Annotated in this window: 17 protein-coding genes; 4 read left to right on the top strand and 13 right to left on the bottom strand. The window is 24.9% G+C overall.

Annotated elements, in window-relative coordinates:
- Positions 1-21: 21 nt before the first annotated feature.
- From AAHM85_RS08425 to AAHM85_RS08395, 7 genes are all read right to left on the bottom strand, one after another.
- Positions 22-789 carry a hypothetical protein gene (locus tag AAHM85_RS08425; RefSeq protein WP_342260492.1) on the bottom strand — a complete coding sequence of 256 codons (768 nt, stop codon included), beginning with the start codon at positions 787-789 and terminating at the stop codon, positions 22-24.
- An 11-nt stretch (positions 790-800) separates the two neighbouring features.
- Positions 801-1,859, bottom strand: coding sequence for a hypothetical protein (locus AAHM85_RS08420; protein ID WP_342260493.1), 1,059 nt, complete (start codon positions 1,857-1,859; stop codon positions 801-803).
- Between the two features lie 2 nt (positions 1,860-1,861).
- A complete protein-coding gene (locus AAHM85_RS08415) occupies positions 1,862-2,053 on the bottom strand; it encodes a hypothetical protein (protein ID WP_174479934.1) in 192 nt (63 codons plus the stop codon).
- 209 nt (positions 2,054-2,262) lie between these two features.
- Positions 2,263-2,571 (bottom strand): hypothetical protein, encoded by a 309-nt coding sequence (locus tag AAHM85_RS08410; RefSeq protein WP_342260494.1) that lies wholly within the window; start codon positions 2,569-2,571, stop codon positions 2,263-2,265.
- Between the two features lie 287 nt (positions 2,572-2,858).
- A complete protein-coding gene (locus tag AAHM85_RS08405; RefSeq protein ID WP_174480363.1) occupies positions 2,859-3,065 on the bottom strand; it encodes a hypothetical protein in 207 nt (68 codons plus the stop codon).
- 1 nt (position 3,066) lies between these two features.
- Positions 3,067-3,300, bottom strand: coding sequence for a hypothetical protein (locus AAHM85_RS08400; RefSeq protein WP_342260495.1), 234 nt, complete (start codon positions 3,298-3,300; stop codon positions 3,067-3,069).
- The gene (locus AAHM85_RS08395) at positions 3,300-3,548 is read right to left on the bottom strand and encodes a hypothetical protein (RefSeq protein WP_342260496.1); all 249 of its coding nucleotides are present in this window, start codon (positions 3,546-3,548) and stop codon (positions 3,300-3,302) included. The genes AAHM85_RS08400 and AAHM85_RS08395 overlap by 1 nt, the downstream gene beginning before the upstream one ends.
- Positions 3,549-3,818: 270 nt before the next feature.
- On the opposite strand from AAHM85_RS08395, the gene AAHM85_RS08390 reads away from it, so the two are divergent.
- From AAHM85_RS08390 to AAHM85_RS08375, 4 genes are all read left to right on the top strand, one after another.
- Positions 3,819-4,166, top strand: coding sequence for a transposase family protein (locus tag AAHM85_RS08390; protein WP_342260488.1), 348 nt, complete (start codon positions 3,819-3,821; stop codon positions 4,164-4,166).
- Between the two features lie 4 nt (positions 4,167-4,170).
- A complete protein-coding gene (locus AAHM85_RS08385) occupies positions 4,171-4,665 on the top strand; it encodes a transposase family protein (protein WP_342260487.1) in 495 nt (164 codons plus the stop codon).
- A gap of 71 nt (positions 4,666-4,736) precedes the next feature.
- The gene (locus tag AAHM85_RS08380; protein WP_342261670.1) at positions 4,737-5,285 is read left to right on the top strand and encodes an IS1595 family transposase; all 549 of its coding nucleotides are present in this window, start codon (positions 4,737-4,739) and stop codon (positions 5,283-5,285) included.
- A gap of 39 nt (positions 5,286-5,324) precedes the next feature.
- A protein-coding gene (locus tag AAHM85_RS08375) for an IS3 family transposase (RefSeq protein WP_425289706.1) occupies positions 5,325-6,445 on the top strand; the annotation gives its coding sequence in 2 pieces (ribosomal slippage) (positions 5,325-5,568 and positions 5,568-6,445; 1,122 coding nt in all).
- Positions 6,446-6,447: 2 nt separating this feature from the next.
- Here the strand turns inward: AAHM85_RS08375 and AAHM85_RS08370 are convergent.
- From AAHM85_RS08370 to AAHM85_RS08345, 6 genes are all read right to left on the bottom strand, one after another.
- Positions 6,448-6,579, bottom strand: coding sequence for a hypothetical protein (locus tag AAHM85_RS08370; RefSeq protein WP_342261673.1), 132 nt, complete (start codon positions 6,577-6,579; stop codon positions 6,448-6,450).
- A 2-nt stretch (positions 6,580-6,581) separates the two neighbouring features.
- On the bottom strand, positions 6,582-7,445 hold the full coding sequence (locus AAHM85_RS08365) for a hypothetical protein (protein ID WP_342260841.1): 864 nt from the start codon (positions 7,443-7,445) through the stop codon (positions 6,582-6,584).
- Between the two features lie 47 nt (positions 7,446-7,492).
- Positions 7,493-7,846 carry a hypothetical protein gene (locus AAHM85_RS08360; protein ID WP_342261672.1) on the bottom strand — a complete coding sequence of 118 codons (354 nt, stop codon included), beginning with the start codon at positions 7,844-7,846 and terminating at the stop codon, positions 7,493-7,495.
- Positions 7,847-8,214: 368 nt separating this feature from the next.
- Complete coding sequence (locus tag AAHM85_RS08355) at positions 8,215-9,150, bottom strand: rolling circle replication-associated protein (protein WP_342261671.1); 936 nt, start codon at positions 9,148-9,150, stop codon at positions 8,215-8,217.
- A 547-nt stretch (positions 9,151-9,697) separates the two neighbouring features.
- Positions 9,698-10,818 (bottom strand): IS3 family transposase gene (locus AAHM85_RS08350; RefSeq protein WP_425289706.1). Its coding sequence is split into 2 segments (ribosomal slippage): positions 9,698-10,575 and positions 10,575-10,818, totalling 1,122 coding nucleotides; the frame shifts between segments, so codons are not numbered across the junction.
- Positions 10,819-10,857: 39 nt separating this feature from the next.
- Entirely contained in the window at positions 10,858-11,625 is a 768-nt protein-coding gene (locus tag AAHM85_RS08345; RefSeq protein ID WP_342260492.1) for a hypothetical protein, read from the bottom strand.
- Between the last annotated feature and the right edge of the window lie 4 nt (positions 11,626-11,629).

The following is an 11,629-nucleotide window of genomic DNA, read 5'->3' as shown; positions in this document are numbered from 1 at the left end:
TTAACAAATATTGTTATTTGTCTACATAATTAGTGTCCAATAAATTGTAGCCGATCCAAATTCACTCTTTAACGAATGAATATAATTTAAAGCACGACTATTATATCTTTGTAAATAAGACCTAGGAAATCATAAACTAAATGTCATAGTTTCGCCACTATAACTAGGTGGCAATCCACCACGTTTAATTATTTTCTTAGTTTGTCTTTTAGATAAGACAACTTTATTATAGTCATCAACATTAGTATAAATATTCAATTTAAATTTAACTAAAAATAATAAAATACGCATTCTTTTAACTTGAACAATATATTCTACTTTTTCACGTGCTTGTTTTGGTATTCTATCGGGGTGTTGTTCAATCATATACATAATTCCATTAAAATTATGACCTATCAATTTACAAAACATTCCTAAACTTTCTTGTGTTTCTTTAAATTCGGGTGATAAATCATTACTATTAATTTTTAAACCTAATTCATCAAAAACAAGCATATCATTCTCTTTAAAAGCATAATTACTATTTAATTGATTAAATTTAAAAACATCATCATAAGAACAACGATAACTATACTCATTACGCACTTTAATAGGAATAGGACTTACTACCCTACCCTTATGTTTTTGTGCTAAACAACAAGCAAGAGCAGATTTACCAGTACGTGGTGGTGCTGAAATAATATAACTACCTACACGTTGTAATATCTTTATATTTTTTCTAGTTATTAAAAATGGATAAACTATTATTAATAATAAAACTCCTAAAAGTAAATAACCATATCAAGGCATTATTTCAACTCCTAACCAACTAAAAATCCAACTGCTTTTAAAAATACTCATAATGTTAAAACTTGTTCTAAACCACTAGTAAAATCAACATTTAAAACAGAACTAATAGTATCATCAAAAATACGCCTTAATAATCCATCAAGTTTAGTAAAAAATTCTCTTAATGGTTCAACTGGTAAAACTTTACCAACAACACCATAAAGTACTCACCTAAAAGCATTACGCAAATGACCAAAAACATCATATCAACTAACACGTTCATACTCAGGGTTAAAAGGGCTATTTGGTGGTACTGGTGTTACTTTCTCACTTGAAAAAATATTAATTTGACCAAAATTTAATTGTGGTGAAAAAGTTGGACTAGTTGATTCACCATGAACATCAAAAAACACTGTTAAATGTCTTAAATTTGGAACACGAATAGGCATAGTAACAAAATTATATAAATCTTGTTGATAAATATCATTATCAACTTTACCTTTAAAAACATATTTTGTATCACCAACATTATCTAAAAAACTAAAAACAAAATTAGCAGTAAAAGTTTTAAAATATTCATATTCAAAATAAAACATAAAACCTTGAATATAAAAACTTAAAGGTTTATCAATTTCAAAATTTAACTGTGTTTGAAAATTTATAATACTTTTACCAGTATTAACAAAATTTAAATTATTAGTATTCTTTTCTGCAACATAATTATGATTAAACATAATACGTGAAAATTCATCTAATTGTTTTCTATTAAAAGTATAAACGCCAGTTCCCATATCTATCATTTGTGATGGAACACCAACTGTATCACTATAATAATAACACGTATATAAACCTTCATTATTACCTATAAATTCACCACTAACTAATTTTAAATCCGGTTGGTCAACATCAAAATAAGCAGAATTTCATGGAATTGTTGCTCAATCATCAAAATTATGGTATTTAACATGTTTAACCATTTCTTTTGTAATATCATAATTAACAACATTAGGGTCATTTGAAGCAATTAAACTAGTCGGTGCTTGAACAGAAGTATTTACAACAAAAAATAATTTAGCAAACTTAAATCACATAATTATTTACCAAATAAACATTTTAAAATTCACCATGAACCATAAAATAAAACAAATCCAATAAAAAACTGTGTTCCATAAACTACTAAATTTCATAAAATAGTAGTAAAATCATCAACTGGATTACCTATAAACATAGTTCAATAATCAACTATACATTGATGTATTTTATTATAAATTTCTAAAACACTCATACTTAACACCTACCCAAACAATGACCTAAAAACAAATTTAATACTACGATAAATAAAATTAAAAAATACACCTAATACCAACCAAAAAGTCAAATTAAACAAAATATAAACTTCATTAGTAATATTTGGTTGATTTAAAAATATTTGAATATCTTTACTAGAAAATATAAAAATAAAATGCAATATACTAAGAACAAAATTAGACATAATTAATTACCTACATTTATTCCACTAACATCTTGTGTTTGTTTATGTCCCTTAGCAATTTGTTTACCAACTCATGATGAACCTTTATAAAATTTAACAGAAGCACGACCCATAGTTTTAACATTCTGTCCTAAATCTAACGTTGGTAACATTAATTCGGGTAAAATAACCCTAAATGCAAATCTAAGCAAAATCAAAAATATCATTAACGTACCCAAATTAAAACCTAAATCACCAAGTGGAAAACTAAAAAACTTCATAAAAATTGAAGCAAATAAATGCATAACTGTTGTAATAAAAGGTATAAACATAATTTCACATCCTAATGTCTTGTAAATCTAAATAATCCTAAAATTAAATAAAATACAAAACTAACATTTATTAAAGCAAGAATAGGCAAAGGTAAAGTATATAAACTATCATAAAAAAACGACTTAATAAAAAGTGTCACAGTATGTAATCCAGCAAAAGAACTTAAATACTGCATATAAATAGTTTGTACCAAAGTATTAACAACTGGTAAAAGTCTACCCAATAAAGGTAAAACAAAAACCAAACTAAAAAATAACTTTACCATTTACTTACTCCTTTCTAATTACTAATGAGTTCCATGGATAATATGACCAACAAACTGCTTAATAAATACAAGAACCATAAATACAATTGAAATTAACACTGGTCAATTTGTAAGTGTTCCACCATCACCAGTAGTAAATACTCAACCAAAAATATAAGTAAAAGCATTTAATAATTGTTGTCCAACACCACCAATCATATTTAATAATGCTGATAGTCCAGCGGGCATATTAATCACCCCCTTTCTCTAATTCTTTTTGTTGTTTTTCCATTTCTAATTTACGTTTCTTCTTTTCAAAATCTTTACGACAAAAAGTACAATCCGGTTCACTATCATTATCTTTTATATGTTTTTTATGTTTAAATCTTTGTATACCTTCACGTATTCAATTTCTACAAAACCAAAGAATTAAACAAAAACCACCAATATATAACGCATATTTTATAATTTCTTTCATGTCCATTATTTAACACTTCCTTTTTTTCTTTTTTTTAAAAAATTAATTAAACTAAATAATTCATAAACAATTACTAAAACAAAAAGTAAAATATTAATCCCTAAATCTAAACCGATAAAAAAGTCAAAATTACCATTTATAATATTATGTATTTCAGCAACAGTTCAAACCATAGAAAAGAAACCAACAATAAAACAAAAAACATGAAATTTAGAAGTGTCATACCACTTTTTTTTAATTTCTTTATTTTCCATTATTAAACACCACCTAGTGTATAAGCATAAGAATAATCCCAGTTTAAACTTACTCTATCTAAATTAATCTCCGACATACTATCATCATTTAAATCAACATCAACCATACTGTCATCTGTACTTTGATAATCACTAACACTAGCATTAATTAATCTTGCCCTTTCATCAGTAAATACTTCTTGTAATTCAGTAGACTTACTGCATAACTAGTTAACTTTTTATTTTTTTGTTATTATTAAAATAAAATTTGAATAGTTAAGGATAAACTTTATGACATATTTTGAATTAAAAGATAAATCTGATCAATATTTTCGTAAAATAGTGGGTATTAATAAACTCGTTTTTAACGAAATTTTAAATATTTTATTAGAACATCAAAAACTCAAAACTACTATTGGTGGAAGGCCATATAAAATGTCAATAGAAGATCGACTAGTAATGAGTTTAAGATATTTATATGAAAATCGTACATATCATAGTATTGGTGCTGAGTATGGTATGGTTGATACTACTGCTTTACGAAATATTCGTTCAATTGAAGATATTTTAATAAAGAATAATAAGTTTAATAATTTAACAAATAAAAATATTTTTTTAAAAAGAAGAATTAAAAAATAAAATTTTGATAATTGATGTAACAGAGGTAGAAACAGAACGACCAAAATATAACCAAAAAGATTGATTTTCTGGTAAAAAATGAATGCATACTGTTAAGTTTCAAACCGTAATTAATGCAAATACTAATGAAATTTTAAATATTTTTTCTGATATTGGTAAAAATCATGATTTTAAAACTTTTAAGAATTCAAAGTTAAAGTTTTTACCAGAAACTATAATTCTTGCAGATAAAGGTTATCAAGGTTTACAAAAAATTCATGCTAATACATTTTTACCCATTAAAATTAGCAAAAATAATCCTAAAACAAATAAAACCAAAATCTTTAATAAGATTATTAATAAAACTCGTAGAAAAATTGAACATGTTTTTGCATTTTTAAAATGTTTTAAGATTATTGGTTATAAATTTAGAAAAGCCAGAAAACGAATATTTTTAAGATTTAATTTAATTGCAGGATTTTATAATTTATCATTAAAACTTAAAAACGTTATGCAGTAAGTCTAATGTATATAAGTTATTGCCAATAAACGTAAAATTCCGAAATAAAATCTAATTAAAGGTGATTGAAAATGAATATTTTAGACATAATAAATAAATTTCCAAACCAAGAATCTTGTATAAAATTTTTAGAAGAAATAAGATGAAATAACAAACCAAAATGTCTTTTTTGTTTTAGTGAAAAAGTTAACTCTGTTTTAAAAGAGTCGCGTTATAAATGCAAAAAATGTCATAAGTCTTTTAGTGTAACTGCTCAAACTATTTTTCATCATACACGTGTACCACTTCAAAAGTGATTTATTTTAATAGTATTAATGGCTAATGCTAAAAAAAGTTTATCATCATCTCAAGCTTCAAGAGACTTAAATTTACGTTTAGCAACTGTATGAAAAATGATGCATAAAATTAGAAAGGCAATGGCTAATGATGAGATTAAATTATTAGCAAAAATATTAGAGATGGATGAAACATATGTGGGTGGAAAACCGCGTAAATATAATGATGTTGATAATAAAAATAACTCATTACGTGATAGAGGAACTAGTAAAGAGTGTGTTGTTGGCATTATTGAACGAAATGGTAATGGATCGGCTACAATTTATTGGACACTAATTATGTAGACAAATAACAATATTTGTTAAAAGAAAGGAAATATAATTATGGCCAATATTACTTCATATACAGATGAATTTAAAAAACAAATAGTAGCTTTATATCAAAGTGGCAAATCAGTATCTTGTCTTGTTAAAGAGTACAATGTTACAAGAGCAGTTGCATATAAATGAATTAAGCAATTTACTAATTCGGGAAGTTTTAAAACTAAAGATAATCTTTCTGATTTAGAAAAACAATTAATTCAAATGAATAAAGAATTAAAACAATTACGAATGGAAAATGATATTTTAAAGCAAGCAGCACTAATAATAGGCAGAAAGTAGAGATTATTGCAAATAATAAATGAAAATATAAGATTCGCCCAATGTGTCGTTTTTTAAAAATTTCTAAATCAACATATTATTTTAATTTAAAGAAAAAAGAAGATAAAATCAAAAATAATATTTATGATCAAGCTGTTATTAGTGCTTTTAAAGAAAACAAATGTGTTTATGGAACAAGAAGATTAAAAGTCATACTAGAAAAACAAGAAATTTATTTATCAAGAAGAAAAATTAAAAAAATTATGGATAAACATAATTTAATGTCAAAATACACTAAATTATCATTTAAAAATCATCGTAATAAAGTAAATAATGAACAAATCACTAATATTGTTAATAGAAACTTTAATAATAGAATTAAAAATGAGGTGATTGTCAGTGATCTTAGTTATGTTGAAGTTAATGGTAAATGAAACTATATTTGCTTATTAATAGACCTATTTAACCGCGAAATTGTTGGACATAGTGTAGGTACTAAAAAAGATGCATCATTGGTATATCAAGCATTTATGCAATCAAATCGCTGTTTAAAAGATATGCAAATATTTCATAGCGATCGAGGTAACGAATTTAATAATAAAATTATTAACAAACTTTTATTAGCATTCAATATTACCCGCTCTTTAAGTAAAAAAGGTTGTCCTTATGACAATGCTGTTGCTGAAGCAACTTTTAAAACTTTCAAGACTGAATTTATTAATGACAAAAAATTTACATCATTAATACAGTTAAAATTAGAATTATTTGATTATATCAATTGATATAACAATATAAGAATCCACAGCACTTTAAACTACTTAACTCCCATTAAATATCAAGAAAAAATGTCTACCAAAAAATAGTCCTAAAAAGGGTTGCCATTTCAATTATGTATTTCAGCAACAGTTCAAACCATAGAAAAGAAACCAACAATAAAACAAAAAACATGAAATTTAGAAGTGTCATACCACTTTTTTTTAATTTCTTTATTTTCCATTATTAAACACCACCTAGTGTATAAGCATAAGAATAATCCCAGTTTAAACTTACTCTATCTAAATTAATCTCCGACATACTATCATCATTTAAATCAACATCAACCATACTGTCATCTGTACTTTGATAATCACTAACACTAGCATTAATTAATCTTGCCCTTTCATCAGTAAATACTTCTTGTAATTCAGTATTATTATGTGTATTTCCTAATGGCAACAGTAAAGTATTTATAATCTCACATGCTCCGGCAATAATAGTAGGAATAGCAAAATAATTATTAAAATCATTATTTATACCCATTGCTACACCACTACTAATCAAACAACCACCAGTACCCATATTCGCTATTTTACGTATAGTTTCAAATCTATTAGGTATTAATTCAGTTAAACCACTAATAACATTTGCTATACCAAAACTATTTAAAGATATATAAGTATCTCAATCTACAAAAGGTACATCAATTATTGGTTTAACAGTTGTAAAGGGTGGATAAGTTGGTCTTGGGGGTTCAGTAGGGCATGGCGGTCAAAAACAAGGTTCATCTTTTAATAAAGTCACAGACTTATCTACATACTGAACAAACTTAGCATAGTTAATTAAACCAATTGTCCCAATTCCTAAAAATATTTTTTTATAACTATTAATAACTTTATTTCTAGTAGTTGGTCTTTGATTAATATTCCATATATCAATTCCTAACTTTTTACTAAATAACAAAGAATTAATAGAACCTAATACTGGGTCTTTTAAATATTGACCATAATAAGCACTAACGCCAACCATTGCACTTAATGGACTTAATCCAGTTCTTAAAATTTTAGTTAAAGTATAATTACTAGTTTGCTCTAATTCCAAAGGCATAAATAAAGCTCCTTACTTTATATACTAATAAGGAGCTTGTATATGAATTATAATCTAATCCATTGGGGCTTAATGAAAAATATATAATCCATATATAAGCCCCTTATTCAATTATTTGTTGATACATTATTTTCATTCAGTAATATCATAATAGTACCGGATAAATCTAATTTTAAATCATAATAATTACCAACTTTAAAACTAAGTTTATGTAAATATTGTGTAAAATCATTAACTACTAACGGGTTATATCATTTATCCCGTACTTTACCGGTAGGTATATTAGTTTGTTTATTAATCTCTAAAAAAGTTAAAACATCAAATTTCAAATTTTGACCATGATTATTTTTATCCGGTATCATTCTATTTTTATCAATATTAACCAATTGAACTTTAAACATAAAAATTGCCAACTTCTTTCTATATAAAATATAAATTGAATTGGCAAACAATTATAAATAATTAAATTAAAAATACATAACTATAAAATTAATTTAATAAATAAAAAGTTCTTAATATTAATATTTAACTATTCCTGCTAGGGAACTGTAAACCAATTCAAATAAGTTAAATATAATTTAAAAACTAATCTAAAACATATTTACTTATGACTAAATAATATCATAATTAAACAAAATATCAATAAATATACAACAAAAAAGTAAAGACATTCACTACCTAGCAGAACAGCAAATATCTTTACCACAATTAAAGTATAACAAATGTACCACAAAAAGCAAAAATATTACAAAAAAATATCAAAATATAACTAATGTAAAATTCTTTTTTGTAAAAATATTTTTTCAATTTTATTTTTTTCAAAAACTTTATAAAGAAAATCTAAAACATCATTTCTATTAAATTTATTTTTTAAGTAATACCTAAATCGTAAACTTTCTAAACTAACATAATAATTAAAATCCTTAAAATAATCACTATTAGCAACATAATCATAACTTCCACCAATTAAATTAGTAATACCTTGTTCATTTGGTTTAGTTTTAAATAAATAAAATTCTTTTGCTTTTTCACATGCTTGTACTAATTGTTGTAAACTTAAAGTTTTAGTACCACGAACTACAAGCGGATTTCTACAATTTCTACTAAAAGAATATGCTTGAACACCAACATCTTTTTGATTTAATGATTTAATATTTTCTTGTACTTTTGTTACATATTTACTTAAATATTTAACTACAAATTCATTTGTACCTTTATGAACAACTTTCAAATCAATACCTTTATTATTACCAGCATGTGGTCATCATGTAGTTATCATGCTATATGGTATTTTACGATTAAATAATATGTGAAAATGAACTGCACCACGCTTTTGATATTCATAAACATAAAAATATCTTAATTCACCTAAATGTTTAGAACGTTTATGGTCATTTCATCAACGCTTTAAACGTTTAAAAAATAATTGTAAATCATGTTTTGCTTTTCTAATATCAGTTTCATTTTTATGATAAGTTAAAGTTAAAAAACTTAAAATTCTTGCATTATAAAAATTATGTAATGCTTTTTGAACTAATTTACATTTAGTACGAACATTATTATTTCTTAACTTAATAACATTACCAATATTCTTTATACCTAATTTATTTCTTTCATTTTTTAAAATATCAATAGGTAAAACAACATTTTTAACATAACAAGCATAAAAAATTTTTTTAACATAAAAATTATATGAAATATTCACTTAAAATCAATCCTGCTAGGAACTTTTAATAAAATTGAATGATTTATAAATAAATATAAATCTTTATATATCTTATCATAAAATAATAAAAAAGTATCAAACTTTACACTTGCGGTGAAAAATGATACTTAACTAAGTAATAGGGGCTTTGCCCCTCTCGTTGCTTCGCAACTCACCCCAGCGGGGCTAAACCCCGCGGCCAACCAACCAAGGTTCTGGTTGGCAACGACCATAATATAGATTTTGTTATATTTTTAATTATTAAATAAAAATATAATAAAAAATGAACAATACCTATTCAAATTGAAATATAGAAATTGCTCATTTTATAATAAAATTTGAAGATAAAATTAATCTAAACTACTTTTGTATAAAATAAAAATACAGATTATTAAAAACCTCAATTTACATTCTAGGTCCTCGTCCTCTATTATTATTTTGTCTTTCTCTTTCAGCTCTATCTCTTGCTTCTCTTTCTCGTCTTTCTTGGTCTCGTCTTTCTCTTTCTGTTTCTTGTCTTAATCTGAAATGGCAACCCTTTTTAGGACTATTTTTTGGTAGACATTTTTTCTTGATATTTAATGGGAGTTAAGTAGTTTAAAGTGCTGTGGATTCTTATATTGTTATATCAATTGATATAATCAAATAATTCTAATTTTAACTGTATTAATGATGTAAATTTTTTGTCATTAATAAATTCAGTCTTGAAAGTTTTAAAAGTTGCTTCAGCAACAGCATTGTCATAAGGACAACCTTTTTTACTTAAAGAGCGGGTAATATTGAATGCTAATAAAAGTTTGTTAATAATTTTATTATTAAATTCGTTACCTCGATCGCTATGAAATATTTGCATATCTTTTAAACAGCGATTTGATTGCATAAATGCTTGATATACCAATGATGCATCTTTTTTAGTACCTACACTATGTCCAACAATTTCGCGGTTAAATAGGTCTATTAATAAGCAAATATAGTTTCATTTACCATTAACTTCAACATAACTAAGATCACTGACAATCACCTCATTTTTAATTCTATTATTAAAGTTTCTATTAACAATATTAGTGATTTGTTCATTATTTACTTTATTACGATGATTTTTAAATGATAATTTAGTGTATTTTGACATTAAATTATGTTTATCCATAATTTTTTTAATTTTTCTTCTTGATAAATAAATTTCTTGTTTTTCTAGTATGACTTTTAATCTTCTTGTTCCATAAACACATTTGTTTTCTTTAAAAGCACTAATAACAGCTTGATCATAAATATTATTTTTGATTTTATCTTCTTTTTTCTTTAAATTAAAATAATATGTTGATTTAGAAATTTTTAAAAAACGACACATTGGGCGAATCTTATATTTTCATTTATTATTTGCAATAATCTCTACTTTCTGCCTATTATTAGTGCTGCTTGCTTTAAAATATCATTTTCCATTCGTAATTGTTTTAATTCTTTATTCATTTGAATTAATTGTTTTTCTAAATCAGAAAGATTATCTTTAGTTTTAAAACTTCCCGAATTAGTAAATTGCTTAATTCATTTATATGCAACTGCTCTTGTAACATTGTACTCTTTAACAAGACAAGATACTGATTTGCCACTTTGATATAAAGCTACTATTTGTTTTTTAAATTCATCTGTATATGAAGTAATATTGGCCATAATTATATTTCCTTTCTTTTAACAAATATTGTTATTTGTCTACATAATTAGTGTCCAATAAATTGTAGCCGATCCAAATTCACTCTTTAACGAATGAATATAATTTAAAGCACGACTATTATATCTTTGTAAATAAGACCTAGGAAATCATAAACTAAATGTCATAGTTTCGCCACTATAACTAGGTGGCAATCCACCACGTTTAATTATTTTCTTAGTTTGTCTTTTAGATAAGACAACTTTATTATAGTCATCAACATTAGTATAAATATTCAATTTAAATTTAACTAAAAATAATAAAATACGCATTCTTTTAACTTGAACAATATATTCTACTTTTTCACGTGCTTGTTTTGGTATTCTATCGGGGTGTTGTTCAATCATATACATAATTCCATTAAAATTATGACCTATCAATTTACAAAACATTCCTAAACTTTCTTGTGTTTCTTTAAATTCGGGTGATAAATCATTACTATTAATTTTTAAACCTAATTCATCAAAAACAAGCATATCATTCTCTTTAAAAGCATAATTACTATTTAATTGATTAAATTTAAAAACATCATCATAAGAACAACGATAACTATACTCATTACGCACTTTAATAGGAATAGGACTTACTACCCTACCCTTATGTTTTTGTGCTAAACAACAAGCAAGAGCAGATTTACCAGTACGTGGTGGTGCTGAAATAATATAACTACCTACACGTTGTAATATCTTTATATTTTTTCTAGTTATTAAAAATGGATAAACTATTATTAATAATAAAACTCCTAAAAGTAAATAACCATATCAAGGCATTATT

The sequence above is a fragment of the Spiroplasma endosymbiont of Notiophilus biguttatus genome (genome assembly GCF_964030985.1).
Classification (GTDB): domain Bacteria; phylum Bacillota_I; class Bacilli_A; order Mycoplasmatales; family VBWQ01; genus Spiroplasma_E; species Spiroplasma_E ixodetis_A.
This window is presented reverse-complemented; position numbering and strand designations above follow the sequence as displayed.